We start from the raw sequence: 16,250 nt of genomic DNA, 5'->3' as shown, positions 1-16,250 counted from the left end.
GCCCCGTCCGCCGCCTTTCCCCACGCCCTACTCCGCCGCCACCGCCGGCTGCTCCGGCGGGGCGAGGAAGCGGGCGAGGAGATCGGCCTCCTCCGCCCGCGCCGCCTCCAGGTGCCGGTCCTTCACATGGCCGAAGCCGCGGATCTTCTCGGGAATGGAGGCGATGGCCACCGCCAGCGCGTGGTTCGAGCCGTCGAGGCGCGACAGCACTTGCGCCATCCGCGCCTCATAGGCGACGATCAGCGCCCGCTCGGTCCGCCGCTCGGCGGTGTAGCCGAACGGGTTGAAGGGGGTGCCGCGCAGGCCCTTCAGCTTCGCCAGCAGGGCGAAGACCCGCAGCACCCACGGCCCCAGCGTCAGCTTCTTCGCCTCGCCCGTCACCGGATCGCGGCGCACGAGGAGAGGCGGGGCGAGATGGAAGGCGAACGTCAGGTCCCCGTCGAAGGCCGCATGGGCCTGGGCGAGGAAGGCGCCGTCGGCATAAAGCCGCGAGATCTCGAATTCGTCCTTGTAGGCCATGAGCTTGTAGAGGTTTTTCGCCACCGCCTCGGCAAGCCCCCCGCGCCCCGGCGCCCGGGCGGCCTCGGCGGCGCGCACCGTCTCCACCAGCGCGCGATAGCGCTCCGCATAGGCCGCATCCTGATAGGCCGTCAGGTCGGCCACGCGGCGGGCGATGATCTCGTCGAGGCTTTGCGACAGCCGGCGGGCATCGCTGGCCGCCCCGTCCTTTGGCGCGGCGATGGCCTCCACCGCCGCCGGATCATGGGCGGCTCTGCGCCCCCACAGGAAGGCGGCCGTGTTCATGGCCACCGCCTCGCCGTTCATCTCGATGGCCTTTTCGATGGCGGCGGCGGAGAGCGGCAGGGCGCCGAACTGATAGGCATAGCCCACCATGAAGATGTTCTGCGCCAGAGCGTTGCCGAACAGCGCCTGGGCCAGGCGGCTGGCCTCGATGAAATGGGTCTGCCCCTCGCCCACGAGGTCGCGGATGGTGCGCTTGATGCGCTCGGTGGGCAGGGAATAGTCCGCATTGCGGGTGAAGTCGCCCGGCAGCACCTCGTGGGTGTTCACCACGCAGATGGTCTGGCCCGGCTTCACCGCCGCCAGCACCTTCTTGGTGCCGGCCACCACCAGGTCGCCGCCCAGCACCACGTCCGCCCCGCGGGCCGGCACGCGGATGGCGGTGATGTCGGCGGGATCGTTGGCGAGGCGGATGTGGCTGTAGACCGCGCCGCCCTTCTGGGCGAGGCCGGCCATGTCGATCATGCCGCAGGCCTTGCCTTCCAGATGCGCCGCCATGCCGAGGATGGCGCCGATGGTGACCACGCCGGTGCCGCCCACGCCGGTGGCGATGATGCCGTAGGTGCCATGGATCTCAGGATGCGCCGGCTCCGGCAGATCAGGCCAATTGTCCGCGCCCGCCGCCGCCCCGGCGCTCTTTTTCGGCTTGGCGCCGTGCACGGTGACGAAGGAGGGGCAGAAGCCGTTCACGCAGGAGAAGTCCTTGTTGCAGGACGACTGGTCGATCTCGCGCTTGCGGCCCCACTCGGTTTCCAGCGGCTGCACGGAGACGCAATTGGACTTCACCCCGCAATCGCCGCAGCCCTCGCAGACGCGCTCGTTGATGAGCACGCGCCGGTCGGGGTCGGGAAACTGGCCGCGCTTCCTGCGGCGCCGCTTTTCCGAGGCGCAGGTCTGGTCATAGATCAGCACGGTGACGCCGGGGATGGCCGCCAGCTCCCGCTGCACCGCGTCCAGCTCGTCCCGGTGGTGGATGGTGAGGCCGGCCGGCCAGTGGGTGCCGGGCGCATATTTGCCGGGCTCGTCGGTGACCACGACCACCCGCTCCACCCCTTCCGCCGCCACCTGCCGGGCGATGACCGGGACGGTGAGGTCGCCATCGTGGCGCTGGCCGCCGGTCATGGCCACCGCATCGTTGAACAGGATCTTGTAGGTGACGTTCACCTTGGCGGCGCAGGCGGCGCGCAGGGCGAGATAGCCCGAATGGTTGTAGGTGCCGTCGCCCAGATTCTGGAACACATGGGCCCGCTTGGAGAAGGAGGCCTCGCCGATCCAGTTGGCCCCCTCCCCGCCCATCTGGGTGAAGCCGGTGGTCTCCCGGTCCATCCATTGCACCATGTAATGGCAGCCGATGCCGGCATAGGCGCGCATGCCCTCCGGCACCTTGGTGGACGTGTTGTGCGGGCAGCCGGAGCAGAAATAGGGGATGCGGGTGGCCACGTCCGTAGTGGCGGCGAGCACCCGCTGGGCCTCCTCCAGCTTTGCCACGCGTTCCGCGATGTCGGGGATATGGCCATAGGCGATGAGGCGCTTGCCGAGCTGGATGGCGATGTCGTTGGGGTCCAGCGCGCCCTTCACCGGGAACAGCCAGCGCCCCTCCTCGTCTTTCTTGCCGATGCAGACGGGCTGGTTGGCGGTGCCGTAGAGCTCCTCGCGGACCTGCACCTCGATGAGGGAGCGCTTCTCCTCAACCACCATGATGAGGTCGAGGCCGCGGGCGAACTCCACCAGCCCGTGCGTATCCAGCGGCCAGGGGCACGCCACCTTCCAGATGCGCAGGCCGAGATCGTTGGCGCGCACCTCGTCGATGCCGAGTTCATCCAGCGCGAGGCGCACGTCGAGATAGGACTTGCCCACGGTGGCGATGCCGATGCGCGGGCGCGCGCCGCCGGAGGTTATGAATCGATTGAGACGATTGGCGCGCAGGAAGTGCAGCACGGCGTCGCGCTTGTACTCCTGCAGGCGCTCCTCCTGCGCCAGCGGGGTGTCGCCGAGGCGGATGTTGAGCCCGCCGGGGGGCATCGAAAAGCCCAGCGCCGGCTCGATGCGCACCCGGTCCAGCCGCCCGTCCACGATGCCGGTGGACTCGATGGTGTCCTTCACCGCCTTCAGGCCCACCCAGGCGCCGGAGAAGCGGGAGAGGGCCCAGCCGTAGAGGCCGTAGTCGATGATCTCCTGCACGCCGGCGGGGTTCAGCACCGGGATCATCACGTCCACGAAATGGAATTCGCTCTGGTGGGCGGTGGTGGAGGATTCGCAGGTGTGGTCGTCGCCCATCAGCGCGATCACGCCGCCGTGGCGGGAGGTGCCGGCATTGTTGGCGTGGCGGAACACGTCGCCGGAGCGGTCCACCCCCGGCCCCTTGCCGTACCAGAGGCCGAACACGCCGTCATACCGGCCCTCGCCCCGCAGCTCCGCCTGCTGGGCGCCCCACAAGGCGGTGGCGGCCAGATCCTCGTTCAGGCCGGACTGGAACTTGATGTCGTTGGCCTTGAGGATCTTCTCGGCGCGCAGGAACTGCTGGTCGAGCCCGCCCAGCGGCGAGCCGCGATAGCCGGTGACGTAGCCGGCGGTGTTGAGGCCGGCGCGGCGGTCGCGCTCCTTCTGCATCAGGGCGAGGCGCACCAGCGCCTGCGTGCCCGAGACGAAGATGCGCTCCTGGGCGAGGTCGTATTTGTCGTCGAGAGATACGGGCTTCAGAGCCATGGGCGCCTCCGGCCGGCACGGCTGGGGTCGGGGCAAACCGTCGCAGCCGTTCGACCTAAGGCTGACACGGAGTGTTGCACCCCGCAATTTCGTTGTTCCAACTCAAAGTGAAACGAAATTGCTCAAAAGCTGGGCGTGGCGAATTTTGGCGCATTGCGGCATGGGGTGCGGCGCCGCAGCACCGCGCGTCAGCCCGGCAACAGCCGCTCGCTCTCCAGATAGCCGGTGAGCAAGGCGAAGCCGAACAGCATCACCAGCACGGCTGCGGCCAGTTCCACCCCAAGGCGCATGAGGATGGCGCGGCGGTCGTCCCGCCCGGCGAGGCGCACCGCCAGGCGCTTGCCGTAGACGGCGATGCCGGCAATCAGCGTCACCATCGCCGCGGTGCCCAGGCCCATGGCGAAGGCCGCCGCGACGCCGCTGGCGAACACCCCCTGCGACAGGGCGAAGGTGAGCACCAGGATGGCGCCCGAGCACGGCCGCGCCCCGGCGGAGACCACCGCCACCGCCGCCCGCTTCCAGCCGCCCCGCCCGTCGAGCAGGGAGGGGTCCGGCGCATGGGCATCGCCGCAGCCGCACTCCGGCCCGTGGGCATGGGCCGGCACGCCGCGCGCCACCGCCACCATGTCCCGCCCCTTCACGAACGCGAGATAAAGGCCGAACAGGCCGATGCCGCCGTAAGCGGCGATCTCCACCACATCCATGGCCCGCGCCATGGACACGGCGGTGGCGTTGAGCACCAGGGCCAGAATGCCCACGAAGGCGATGGCGGCGACCGCCTGCACCAGGCCCGAGGCCAGCGCCAGCACCGCCCCGCGCCGCAGCGTGCCGCCGTCCGCCAGCAGATAGGACGAGATCACCGCCTTGCCGTGCCCCGGCCCGGCGGCGTGGAACACGCCATAGGCGAAGGACAGGCCGGCGAGGAGGAAGGTGGCGTTGCCGTCCGCCTTGCTGGCCCGCACCGCCTGCACCAGCATGCGGTAGAATTCCGCCTGCTGCGCCAGGATGAAGCCGGTGATGCCGGTGGGGGCGGCGGCGGCGCCCATCCCGAAGGGGGTGGCCTTGGGCGCCCCGCTGGGCGCGCCGAAGGCCTGCGCGAAGGCGAAATCCGGGTAGAGCACCAGCGCCACCAGCAGCCCCAGCGCCAGGAGGGCGCCCAGCGCGACGCCCACGGCGAGCACAAGGCGCGCCGCGCGGCGCACCGGGCCGGCGGCTGCGGGAGCGGGAGCGGGAGCGCTCACGGGCACTTGACCGTGATCTTGTCGGCGAACTGCGCCCCGTAGGTGCTGGCGGAGGTGAGCTGCGAGAAGAACGCCTCGCTCAGCTGCGAGGATTGCGGCGGTTCGGGCGAGACCACCTGCTGGGTGCAGCCGGCCGGGGCCGAGAGAAGCCGCACCGGCTCCTTTTCCGCGAAGGCGAAGGAGACGAACACCGTCGGGTCGTAGATTTCCACCGAAATATTGCCCTTGGCGGGAGTGGGCTTTTCCAGCGGCAGGGTGAAGTGCAGCGTGAGAAGCTCGTTCTCATAGGTGAGGTAATAATCCACCGGGTCCTTGAAGGCGAGCTTGGCCGTCGCGGTCTTGCCGGTGACGAAGTAATTGTATTCCTTCAGCGAGGTCACATTCACTTCGGCGAGCGGCTTCAGCACGTCGTCGCCATAGGTGCCGTCCTTGCGCTTGTCCATGCCCTGCAGGGCGAAGGCGGTGAAGGCGTCGTCGAAGGTCCAGGCCTGCTTCAGCGCGGCCAGGCGCCCGTCCTGGTCATAGACCAGCTCGCTCTTCATGGTGACCCACACGTGCGGGTGCGCCTGCGCCCGCGGCACGGCGCTGACGGCCAGCGCGGCGGCGAGGAGAAACGCGGCGATCACTTGGCGCAGCGTCATGGACGTGATGCCTCCCGGGGCGAATGCGAACGGCCCGATTCGCCGGATTGGACGAACCGTTTCCCACTCCAACATGGAGATTGCATGACCTTGCCCGGGACTTCGGCAGAATGGTGGCGCGCCGCCCGGACCGGACGGCGCGCCCCTGGCATCAATTGCCGCCGAGGATGCTCTTCAGCTCGGCGCGGAACTCGCCCTCGATGTCCGGGCGGGACAGGGCATAGGCCACATTGGCCATAAGGAAGCCGATCTTGGAGCCGCAATCATAGACCGCGCCGTCGAAGCGCACGGCGTAGAAGGGCTCAGCCTCCTTCAGCTTGAGCATGGAATCGGTGAGCTGGATCTCGTTGCCCGCCCCGCGCTCCTGCTTCGCCAGCAGGTCGAAGATGGCCGGCTGCAGGATGTAGCGGCCGGAGATGGCAAGGTTGCTGGGCGCGGTGCCGGCCTTGGGCTTTTCCACCATCTGGGTGATGGCGCGGGCGCCGCGGGCCTTTTCCTCGCCGGTGCCGACGATGCCGTACTGGTGGGTCTGGTCGTCCGGCACCTCATAGACGGCCACCAGATTGCCGCCGGTCTCCTCATAGGCTTCCACCATGGAGGCGAGGCAGCCCTTGCCGTTGCCGTTGCCGGCCTTGGCCATGTGCAGCATGTCCGGCAGCAGCAGCGCGAACGGCTCGTCGCCGATGATGTCGCGCGCGCACCACACCGCATGGCCGAGGCCCAGCGGCAGTTGCTGGCGGGTGAAGGAGGTGGTGCCCGCCTTCGGCGTGTCGCGGTCCAGCTGCTCCAGTTCCTTGATCTTGCCGCGCTCCTGCAAGGTGCGCTCCAGCTCGAACTGGCGGTCGAAATGGTCCTCGATGACCGCCTTGTTGCGGCCGGTGACGAAAACAATGTGCTCGATGCCGGCGGCGCGCGCCTCGTCCACCACGTGCTGCACCACGGGCCGGTCCACCACGGTCAGCATTTCCTTCGGCACCGCCTTGGTGGCGGGCAGGAAGCGCGTGCCGAGGCCCGCAACGGGAAGGATGGCCTTACGAATGGGTTTCCGCATCAATCTGCCCCTCTTTGTCCCAGACCACGGGCTGCTTTATCACACCTTTTCGCGCGGCGCCGCACTGCAGCAAAAGTATTCGTTCCCCCTGCGGCGGAGCAACGGGGCCGCCGGGCCCCCGTTCCTTTGATTATCATGATACCGCAAGATCGGCCCCGCAACCGCAAAAACTTGCCTTACGTTAACCGGCGCGCAACCATATTGACGCCCAGTAGATGCCTCAGACGGTCAGGAAACGCGGCCGCCCGGAGGGCGTGCCCGGGGAGAAGGCTTCGCGATGGCTTCAACGACCTGCAAGGCGGCACCCTGCGCGGCAGCCATTGGCGCCGCACTCGCACTCGTGGCAACGGCGCTCATCACGCCCGCGGTGGCGCAGGCGCAGACCACCGGCTCCATCTTCGGCTTCCCCCCGGCGGGCCAGCCCCAGGCGGCCCCCTCCGGCGGCGGGCATCCGCTGATGACGCGCGAGGCCATCGCCCAGGCGCAGGCGAACTTTCCCGCCTGCATCGCCGGCATGTGGCCCCTGGCCCAGGCCAAGGGCGTGTCCCGGCGCACCTTCGATCGCTACACCGCGCGGCTTGAGCCGCAGATGAAGATCATGGACTATCTGGACAGCCAGCCGGAATTCTCCAAGCCCATCGGCGCCTATGTGAACATGCTGGTGACCGACTGGCGGGTGAAGAAGGGCCGGGAGGTGCTGGAGCGCTACAAGCCCATCTTCGACAAGGTGGAAAAGGCCTATGGCGTGGACCGCTATGCGGTGACCGCCATCTGGGGCATCGAATCCACCTATGGCGACCCGGACGGCATCGGCTCGCGCAACGTGCTGGACTCCACCGCCACCCTGGCCTGCATCGGCCGGCGGCAGGACTATTTCCGCGACGAATTCATCGCCACCCTCCAGATTCTGGAGAAGGGCGACGTGCCCTACGACCACATGAAGGGCTCGTGGGCCGGCGCCTTCGGCCCCACCCAGTTCATGCCCACCTCGTTCCAGCGCTTTGCCGTGGATTTCGACGGCGACGGCAAGCGCAACGTGGTGGATTCCATCCCCGACATCATCGCCTCCACCGCCAACAACCTGAAGCTGGACGGCTGGGAATTCGGCAAGGCCTGGGGCTATGAGGTGGTGCTGCCGCAGGGCTTCGACTATCGCAACGCCAACCGCACCCTCAAGCGCACCTTGGGCGAATGGGGCAACATGGGCGTGCGCCGGGCGGGCGGCATGGCCTTCCCCCGCCCCGCGGACACCGCCTATCTGCTGCTGCCCGCCGGCGCCAACGGGCCGGCCTTCCTGATGATGAAGAATTTCGACGCCATCTTGAAGTACAACCCGGCCGATGCCTACGCCCTCGCCATCGGCCATCTGGCAGACCGGCTGCGCGGCGGCGGCGCCTTCGCCCAGCCGTGGCCGAAGGAGGAGCGGGGCCTCTCCAAGGCCGAGCGGCTGGAGATCCAGAACCGCCTTACCCAGCGCGGCTACGACATCGGCAATGTGGACGGCATTCTGGGCCAGAAGACCCGGGTGGCCATCCAGGACTTCCAGGCCCGCGCCGGGCTGCTGCCCGACGGCTATCCCGACCTTTCGGTGCTGCAGCAACTGCGGCGCTGAGGGGCGGCGCCCTTCCGGCCATCGCCTCCCGGCGCCGGCAAGCCCTCTCCCGCCTGCGGGAGAGGGGACGCCTCACCCCTCGATGCGGTCGAAATCGGCAATGCCGCGGGTGGCGGCGCGGATTTCATCCAGCAGCTTCAGGCGGTTCTCCCGCAGGGCGGGGTCGGGCGCATTCACCGTCACCGCCTCGAAGAAGGCATCCACCGGGGCGCGCAGGTCGGCCAAAGCGGTCATGGCCGCCGCGAAATCCTCCGCCGCCACCGCATCGGCGACGCGGCGCTTCACCTGCTCGATGGCATCGGCCAGGCGCTCTTCCGCCGGCTCCTGCAAAAGCGTGGCATCGGTGGGGCCGGCAAAGGCGCGGCCGTCCTTCTTCTCCTCGATGCGCAGGATGTTCACCGCGCGGCGATAGCCGGCGAGGAGATTTTTCCCGTCTTCCGTATCGAGGAAACGGCCCAGCGCCTCCACCCGGCGCACCACGAGGAGAAGGTCGTCCTGCCCTTCCAGGGCGAAGACGGCATCCACCAGATCATGCCGCGCGCCGCGCTCGCGCAGATGGACCTTCAGGCGGTCGGCGAAGAAGGAGAGGAGGTCTTTCGCACGTTCATCTACCAAGCGGTCGCCAAAGCTTGTTTGTACGATAGCAGTCGCCCCAGCGGCGATGCCCGTCCCCAGCTTATCAATGCTTGCCTGACGCTGTGAGACATCTGCGTTCAAGCGAGCAACGTCAAGAAATTCGAACAGGGGAGAGGTGAGAACAGCAAGTTTAACCCGCAGCTCATTCTCCAGCACAATCCTGATCACCCCCAGCGCCGCCCGCCGCAGCGCATAGGGGTCCTTGCTCCCGGTCGGCTTCTCGTCGATCGCCCAGAAGCCCACCAAAGTGTCGATCTTGTCCGCCAGCGCCACGGCCACGGAGACCGGCGCGGTGGGCACGCGGTCGCCCGGTCCCTGCGGCTTGTAATGCTCCTCGCAGGCGGCGGCGACTTCGCCGGCCATGCCTTCGCCCAGCGCGTAATAGCGGCCCATGAGGCCCTGCAGCTCGGGGAATTCGCCCACCACCTCGGTCAGCAGGTCGGCCTTGCAGATGAGCGCCGCTTCCTCCGCCAGCGCGGGCGAGGCGCCCACCTTCGGGGCCAGTTCCTGCGCCAGCCTTGCGATGCGCGCGATGCGCTCGGCCTGCGAGCCCAGCTTCTCGTGGAAGGTGATGCTTTGGAACTTGGGCATCCGGCTTTCCAGCCCGTTCACCCGGTCCGTGTCCCAGAAGAATTTCGCATCCGACAGGCGGGCGCGGATGACGCGGCCGTTGCCGGCGACGATGGCCGCCCCGCCGTCGCTCGCCACCAGATTGGAGATGAGCAGGAAGCGGTTCGCCAGCCGGCCCGTGTCGGGGTCCTTCAGCACGAAGCACTTCTGGTTGGCGCGGATGGTGGCGCGGATGACCTCGTCGGGGATGTCGAGGAAGCGCGCCTCGAACGATCCCATGAGCACCACCGGCCATTCCACCAGGCCCGCCACCTCGTCCAGCAGTCCCTCGTCCTCCACCAGCTCCAGCCCCGCGGCCAGCGCCAGATCCTTGGCATCGTTGAGGATGATGTCCTTGCGGCGGTCGCGGTCGGCCACCACTTTCGCGGCTTCCAGCTTGGCCATCCAGTCGTCGAGGCGCTTCACCGTGAACGAGGCCGGCGCCAGGAAGCGGTGGCCGCGGGTGACATTGGAGGAGACGATACCGTCCACCTCGAACTGCACCACCTCCGGCTCGTCCCCCTCCGCCCCGAAGGTGCAAAGGATGCTGTGCAGCGGCCGCACCCACTTGAGCGTGCCCTCGCCCCAGCGCATGGATTTCGGCCAGGGGAATTTGCGGATCACGTCCGGCACGATCTCGGCGATCACCTCGGGCGTGGCGCGGCCGGGCTTTTCCACCACCGCCACGTAGAAATCGCCCTTCTTGGGGTCGCTCTGGATGCTGGCCTGCTCGATGGAGGCGAGGCCCGCAGCTTTCAGGAAGCCCGCGAGGGCCGCCTCGGGGGCGCCGACGCGCGGGCCCTTCTTCTCCTCCTTCTGGTCCGCCTGCCGGCCGGGCAGCCCGTGCACCGCCAGCGCCAGGCGGCGCGGCGTCACGAAGGCCTTGGCGCCCTCATAGAGCAGGCCGCGCTCCACCAGCGCATCGGTGACGAGCTTCTTCAGCGCATCGGCCGCCTGGGCCTGCATGCGGGCGGGGATTTCCTCACTGAAGAGTTCAAGCAGAAGGTCGGGCATGGTCTCGGGCTCGTCGCCTGGTCGGCGGGCCGGCGCGCGAGGCGCAGGCGGGCAAAGGTTCTGGCCGTGCTCTAGTGCGTTTCCGCCCCTGCGTCGAGGGTGCAGCCCGCGCCTCAGCGCAGGGCGTCGGCGCGCACCACGAAGGCGAAGCGGTCGGCGATCTCGGCAAGCGCCGTGCGATGCACCTGCTCCGCCGGGATATCGGCGCCGCCCAGCGGGTCCGGCAAGGCGCGCGTGGCGCAGGCATCGCCGACGACGAAAGAGGCGAAGCCGAGGTCGAGCGCCGCGCGGGCGGTGGTGCTGACGCACATGTGCGTCATGAAGCCGGCGAGGACGATCTCACCCCGGCCGGTCGCGCGCAGAAGGTCGAGCAGGGCGGTGCCAGCGAAGGCATTCGGCAGCCCCTTCTCCACCACAGCTTCGCCCGGCGCGGGCAGGGCCGGTGCGGCGAAGCCGAAGCCCTTGCCTTCGGGGTCGAACGCGCCGCCCGAGCCGGCCTCGCCGCGATGGGCCACATGGATCACCGGCGCGCCCGCGGCGCGGGCGCCTGCGAGCACGCGGCCGAGGGTGTCGAGCGCGGGCGCTATGCCCGCGAGCGGCGCCAGGCCGTCCACATATTCGCGCTGGGCATCGATGACGACGATGCTCGCGCGGGCGAGGTCGGCCGGGCGCGCCGGCGCGCCGGCAATCTGAAGCAAGGTGCGCGCGCCGCTCATGCCGCCGCCCCGCCGGCCGCCGTCTTCAGCCAGGCGGCGCCGCAGGCCTTGGCCAGCTCGCGCACCTTGAGGATGTAGCCCTGCCGCTCGGTCACCGAGATGACGCCGCGGGCATCCAGCAGGTTGAAGACGTGGGATGCCTTGATGCACTGGTCATAGGCCGGCAGCACCATTTCGTGGCGTTCGCCCTTGTCGCCGAAGGCCAGGTAGCGGTGGCAGGCCTTTTCCGCCATGCGGAACTGCTCCAGCAGCATGTCGGTGTCGGCCGCCTCGAAATTGTGCCGCGAATATTCCTGCTCCGCCTGCAGGAACACATCGCCATAGCTGGTCTTTTCCGCGCCCTCGCGGCCGTTGAAGTTCAGGTCGTAGACATTCTCCACGCCCTGCACATACATGGCCAGGCGCTCCAGCCCGTAGGTCAGCTCGCCGGAGACCGGGGCGCATTCGAAGCCCGCCACCTGCTGGAAATAGGTGAATTGCGACACCTCCATGCCGTCGCACCAGCATTCCCAGCCCAGGCCCCAGGCGCCCAGCGTCGGGCTCTCCCAGTCGTCTTCCACGAAGCGCACGTCGTGCAGCGCCAGGTCCACGCCGATGGCGGCGAGCGACTTCAGGTAAAGCTCCTGCAGGTTGTCCGGCGAGGGCTTCAGGATCACCTGGAACTGGTAATAATGCTGCAGCCGGTTGGGGTTCTCGCCATAGCGCCCGTCCTTGGGGCGGCGCGAGGGCTGCACATAGGCGGCCTTCCACGGCCGCGGCCCCAGGGCGCGCAGGGTGGTGGCGGGGTGGAAGGTGCCGGCGCCCACCTCCATGTCGTAGGGCTGGAGGATGACGCAGCCCTGGTCCGCCCAGAAGCGCTGGAGCGTCAGCAGCAGGGCCTGGAAGGAGCGGTCGGGCCGCATGTGGGCGGGAAGGTGCGGATCAATCATCAAGAGCTCGCAGGAACGGCCAATGCAGTACACGGCCGATGCAACACGGCCGATGCGGAACACGGCCCACGGGCACGGGCCGCCCCCCTGTCATCACCCCACGGCGCCGGACGCCGCCGCGGGCGCGCGGACACTAGAGCGCGCGCGGGGGGGAGGGAAGCGGGAATCCGCCGCCGGCTCCAGCCGCGGACGCCGGAAGGCCCCGGAGCGTGCCCCGGGGCCTTCGGCCTTGCAGCACGGCGCGATCAGCCGCGGGTGCGCGCGCGCACCATGAAATCGTCGTAGGTGAACTCGACAATCTGCCACCACAGATAGGCATTGTTGCGGAACGCCTTCAGGTCTTCGAAGATCTTCTTGAAGTCTGCGTTCTTGGCGCCGATTTCATCATAGAGCTGGTGCGAGGTCTTGTAGGCAGCATCCATCACGTCGGCCGGGTAGCGGCGCAGCTGGGTGCCGGCCTTCACCAGCGACTGGATCGCCACCGGGTTCTTGGCATCATAGCTCGCCAGCATGCTCTCGTTGGCCTGGGCCATGGCCGAAACCAAAGCGGCACGGTAGGCCTTGGGCAGCTCGTTCAGCTTCTCCTGGTTGACGAAGAAATTGAGGGCGGCCGAGCCCTCCCACCAGCCGGGGAAGTAATAATACTGGGCCACCTTGTAGAGGCCGAGCTTTTCGTCGTCATAGGGGCCGACCCATTCCGCGGCGTCGATGGTGCCCTTCTCCAGCGCCGGGTAGATGTCGCCGCCCGCAAGCTGCTGCGGCACCACGCCCAGGCGGGTGAGAACCTGCCCGGCGATGCCGGCGATACGCATCTTCAGGCCCTGCAGGTCCTGAACCGACTTGATCTCCTTGCGGAACCAGCCGCCCATCTGCCCGCCGGTATTGCCGCCCGGCATCATGACCACGCCGTACTTCTTGTAGAAGTCGTTGAGCAGGGTCAGGCCGTTGCCGAACTGGAACCAGGCGTTGATCTGGCGGGCATTAAGGCCGAACGGCACGGCGGTGCCGAGGGCGAAGGTGGGGTCCTTGCCCACATAATAATAGGACGCGGAGTGGCACATCTCCACGGTCTTGTTCTGGGTGGCGTCGAGCGCCTGCAGGCCGGGCACGATCTCCCCCGCCGCAAAAACCTGGATCTGGAACTTGCCGTCGGTCGCTTCCGCCACCGAACGCGCCATCAGTTCACCAGCCCCGAAGATGGTGTCGAGGGACTTGGGGAAGGACGACGTGCAGCGCCATTTCACGTCCGGCGCGGACTGGGCGATGGCCGGCATGGCAACGGCTGCAGAAGCAGCGGCGCCCGCGCCGGCAGCGGTCAGGAAATCACGGCGTTTCATGGAAGAGGCTCCCTAGGACATCTTCGGACGCGGCCCATGGTAAGTGGGGGCCGTCGTATGCACTCTTCTAGAATGCGAACCGTTTTGAGGGAAGCGCTTCCCGCGTCCTCCAAACGGCCAAGCTGCGCCGCCCCGGACGGGGGCAGGGTGCCGTTACGCCAGCCGTCCGCGACCTCCCCCGCCCGGCGCCCGCATGCGGCCGGGGCGAGGGAGAAGGGACCAGAGACCGCCTACTCGATGACGATGCGCGGCGCCTTGCGCGCGGAAGCCTGCACCCGCTCCAGCGCGGCCTTCACCCCCTGCGCCACGTGTCGGTAGGCGGCCGCCTGCGGGCTGTCGGGATCACAGACCAGGATGGGCAGGCCGGCGTCCGACATCTCGCGGATGCGCATGTGCAGCGGAATCTCGCCCAGGAAGGGCACGCCCAACTTGTCCGCCTCCGCATGGGCGCCGCCGTGGCCGAAGATGTCGGAGCGACCGCCGCAATGGGGGCAGATGAAATGAGACATGTTCTCCACCACGCCGAGGATGGGGATGTTCACCCGCTCGAACATGGCCACCCCGCGCCGGGCGTCGATGAGGGCGAGGTCCTGCGGCGTGGAGACGATGACCGCACCGGCCAGGTTCACCTGCTGGGCCATGGTGAGCTGGGCGTCGCCGGTGCCGGGGGGCATGTCCACCACCAGCACGTCGAGGGGACCCCATTTCACGTCCTTCAGCATCTGGGAGATGGCGGACATGACCATGGGCCCGCGCCAGATCATCGGCGTGTCCTCCTCCACCAGGAAGCCGATGGACATCAGTTGCAGCCCGAAGTTCTCCAGCGGAATCATGGTTTTGCCATCCGCCGTCGTTTCCGGCTTCTGGGCGACGCCGGACAGGCGCGGCACCGAGGGGCCGTAGATGTCGGCGTCCAGCAGGCCCACCTTCAGGCCCAGATCGCGCAGGCCGAGGGCGAGGTTGATGGAGGTGGTGGACTTGCCCACCCCGCCCTTGCCCGAGGCCACCGCGATGATGGCGGCGACGCCCGGCACCGAGATGGCGCGGGACGGGGCCGGCGCGCCATGGCCATGGCCGTGCGCCGCGGGGGCCGCGCTCGCCGGGGCGGCCTTGCGCTCGGCGGTGAGCGCCACGAGGGCGGAGGTGACGCCGGGCAGGGCCTTCACCGCCGCCTCGGCGGCGCCGCGCACGCCCTCCCAGGCCCGCGCCTGCGCCGGGTCCACATTGACGGAGAGATAGACCTTGCCGGAGGTGACCACCACGCCCGACAAGGCGGGGGAGACGGAAAGCGCCACGCCTTCCGGCGTCCGCACCGCGGCGAGGGCGGCGCGCACCATGTCTTCGGTCAGTTCGGCTGTGTCATTGCTGGCCATGTCACCTACTCCCCCGCCGGTCCTCCGCGCCCTTTCGGATCGGGGCTGGCGCGGGCCGGACTGGAAACGTTCGAAGTTACCATTTGATTCGCACGCCCGACGGCAAGTGCAAAGCCTGACATATGGGCGCTGCACAAGGCGTAGGCAAATAATGGTGCTCCCGCGCCCTCATGCCCCGCGCCCGAGCAGGCGTGCGACATCGGCACGCAAGGCCGGCACCACCTCGCGCTCGAAGTAGGGGTTGCGCTTCAGCCAGCCGGTGTTGCGCCACGAGGGATGCGGCAGGGGATAGACCGCCACCGGCGCCGGCCGGGCGAGGCCGGCGGCGCGCACCGCCTGCCAGCCCGCCACCGTCGCCCCCAGGCTCGCGCCCAGGTGGGCGGCAAGGCCGAGCCGGGCGAGGTGGTAGGCCTGCGCCGGGCGCCCCACCGCGAGGATGAGCGAAAAGGCCGGCAGGGCGGCGAACAAGGCGTCGTGCCACGCCGCCGCGCATTCGCGCCGGGGCGGCAGGTCGCCGCCGGTGGCATCCTGCCCGGGAAAGCAGAAGCCCATGGGGGTGATGGCGATGCGCGCGGCATCGTAGAAGTCGTCCGTGCTCACCCCCATCCACGCCCGCAGGCGGTCGCCCGAGGCATCGGTGAAGGGCAGGCCGCTGGCATGGACCTTCGTGCCCGGCGCCTGGCTCGCCACCAGAATGGAGGCCGTGGCGGACACCCGCAGCACCGGGCGCGGCGCATGCGGCAGCGGCGCCCCGCGGGGCGCCTCCACGCACAGCCGGCAGGCGCGGATGCGCGCCACCAGCGCATCCAGGGCGGCGGCATCTGCGGGGGGCGGGTCAGACGTCGAGTTCGAGCCCATCCTCGGCCACGATGAAATGGGTGGTGTCCACCTCGCCCCGCCGCGCCCACATCTCCTCGCCCATATGGGTGAGCAGGATGCGGCGGGCGCCAAGCTCGGCCCGGTGGTCGGCGATGGTGCGGTAGGCGAGATGGCCCACCGGCGCGCCTTCGAACATGAAGCTTTCGCAGATGAAGAGATCGGCGTCGCGGGCGATGGGCACAAGCGCCGGCGTCCATTCCGTGTCGCCGGAAAAGGCCAGGGTGCGGCTGCCGTCGGCAAGCCGCAGGGCGGTGGAGGGGGCGCCGGAGGAATGCACCACCTGCGCGGTGGTGAGGGTGAAGGGGCCGTGGCGCGTGGTGGAACCCGGCTCCACCTCCTCCACCGTCCATTCGAACCGCCAGGCGTTCGATCCCATGTGCGGGAACAGCGCCTCCATGGCCGCCTCCAGCCGCGCCCGCGTGCCAGGCGGGCCGACGATGCGCAGCGGCTTGCCGCGCCGGTGGACGAACTGGCCGTCCAGCAGCAGGAACGGGATGCCGGCGAAATGGTCGCCATGCAGGTGGCTGAGGAAGATGATGTCGATGTCGGCGGCGGACAGGCCCAGGCGGTTGAAGGCCACCGGGGCGCTGGCGCCGAAATCGAGGGTCACGGTCAGGCCGTGCGCGCACACGCGGTAGCAGGAATTGCCCCGCCCGCCGGAGCCGAACGCATCGCCGCAGCCCACCACCTTCAGCCTCATGGCGG

12 protein-coding genes are annotated in these 16,250 nt (G+C 69.0%); 1 reads left to right on the top strand and 11 read right to left on the bottom strand.

Annotation, left to right across the window (positions count from 1 at the left end; genetic code table 11):
* Nucleotides 1-27 precede the first annotated feature (27 nt).
* The 4 genes from ACI7BZ_RS08070 to galU form a co-directional block, all read right to left on the bottom strand.
* A complete protein-coding gene (locus ACI7BZ_RS08070; RefSeq protein ID WP_414116639.1) occupies nucleotides 28-3,543 on the bottom strand; it encodes an indolepyruvate ferredoxin oxidoreductase family protein in 3,516 nt (1,171 codons plus the stop codon).
* A 152-nt stretch (nucleotides 3,544-3,695) separates the two neighbouring features.
* The gene (locus ACI7BZ_RS08065) at nucleotides 3,696-4,748 is read right to left on the bottom strand and encodes a nickel/cobalt transporter (protein WP_414116638.1); all 1,053 of its coding nucleotides are present in this window, start codon (nucleotides 4,746-4,748) and stop codon (nucleotides 3,696-3,698) included.
* Complete coding sequence (locus tag ACI7BZ_RS08060) at nucleotides 4,745-5,389, bottom strand: DUF1007 family protein (protein ID WP_414116637.1); 645 nt, start codon at nucleotides 5,387-5,389, stop codon at nucleotides 4,745-4,747. The genes ACI7BZ_RS08065 and ACI7BZ_RS08060 overlap by 4 nt, the downstream gene beginning before the upstream one ends.
* 151 nt (nucleotides 5,390-5,540) lie before the next feature.
* Nucleotides 5,541-6,440 (bottom strand): UTP--glucose-1-phosphate uridylyltransferase GalU, encoded by a 900-nt coding sequence (gene galU / locus ACI7BZ_RS08055; RefSeq protein WP_414116636.1) that lies wholly within the window; start codon nucleotides 6,438-6,440, stop codon nucleotides 5,541-5,543.
* A gap of 277 nt (nucleotides 6,441-6,717) precedes the next feature.
* Here galU and ACI7BZ_RS08050 point away from each other — a divergent pair, with 277 nt between their 5' ends.
* Complete coding sequence (locus ACI7BZ_RS08050) at nucleotides 6,718-8,052, top strand: lytic murein transglycosylase (protein WP_414116635.1); 1,335 nt, start codon at nucleotides 6,718-6,720, stop codon at nucleotides 8,050-8,052.
* Between the two features lie 72 nt (nucleotides 8,053-8,124).
* On the opposite strand, the gene glyS is transcribed toward ACI7BZ_RS08050, so the two are convergent.
* The 7 genes from glyS to ACI7BZ_RS08015 form a co-directional block, all read right to left on the bottom strand.
* Complete coding sequence (glyS, locus tag ACI7BZ_RS08045; RefSeq protein ID WP_414116634.1) at nucleotides 8,125-10,311, bottom strand: glycine--tRNA ligase subunit beta; 2,187 nt, start codon at nucleotides 10,309-10,311, stop codon at nucleotides 8,125-8,127.
* 113 nt (nucleotides 10,312-10,424) lie between these two features.
* Nucleotides 10,425-11,027, bottom strand: a complete 603-nt coding sequence (locus tag ACI7BZ_RS08040; RefSeq protein WP_414116633.1) for a cysteine hydrolase family protein — start codon at nucleotides 11,025-11,027, stop codon at nucleotides 10,425-10,427.
* Nucleotides 11,024-11,953 (bottom strand): glycine--tRNA ligase subunit alpha, encoded by a 930-nt coding sequence (locus tag ACI7BZ_RS08035; RefSeq protein ID WP_414119115.1) that lies wholly within the window; start codon nucleotides 11,951-11,953, stop codon nucleotides 11,024-11,026. Before ACI7BZ_RS08035 ends, ACI7BZ_RS08040 begins: the two co-directional genes overlap by 4 nt.
* 248 nt (nucleotides 11,954-12,201) lie before the next feature.
* On the bottom strand, nucleotides 12,202-13,293 hold the full coding sequence (locus ACI7BZ_RS08030) for a TRAP transporter substrate-binding protein (protein ID WP_414116632.1): 1,092 nt from the start codon (nucleotides 13,291-13,293) through the stop codon (nucleotides 12,202-12,204).
* A gap of 230 nt (nucleotides 13,294-13,523) precedes the next feature.
* Nucleotides 13,524-14,666 carry an Mrp/NBP35 family ATP-binding protein gene (locus tag ACI7BZ_RS08025; protein ID WP_414116631.1) on the bottom strand — a complete coding sequence of 381 codons (1,143 nt, stop codon included), beginning with the start codon at nucleotides 14,664-14,666 and terminating at the stop codon, nucleotides 13,524-13,526.
* A gap of 168 nt (nucleotides 14,667-14,834) precedes the next feature.
* Nucleotides 14,835-15,524 (bottom strand): uracil-DNA glycosylase family protein, encoded by a 690-nt coding sequence (locus ACI7BZ_RS08020; protein ID WP_414116630.1) that lies wholly within the window; start codon nucleotides 15,522-15,524, stop codon nucleotides 14,835-14,837.
* Entirely contained in the window at nucleotides 15,502-16,245 is a 744-nt protein-coding gene (locus ACI7BZ_RS08015; RefSeq protein ID WP_414116629.1) for an MBL fold metallo-hydrolase, read from the bottom strand. Before ACI7BZ_RS08015 ends, ACI7BZ_RS08020 begins: the two co-directional genes overlap by 23 nt.
* Nucleotides 16,246-16,250: the final 5 nt, after the last annotated feature.

This window comes from Xanthobacter sp. AM11 (assembly GCF_047444035.1).
Lineage (GTDB): Bacteria > Pseudomonadota > Alphaproteobacteria > Rhizobiales > Xanthobacteraceae > Xanthobacter.
Note: the sequence above shows the minus strand (reverse complement) of the source record. Positions and strands in the feature narration are given on the sequence as shown.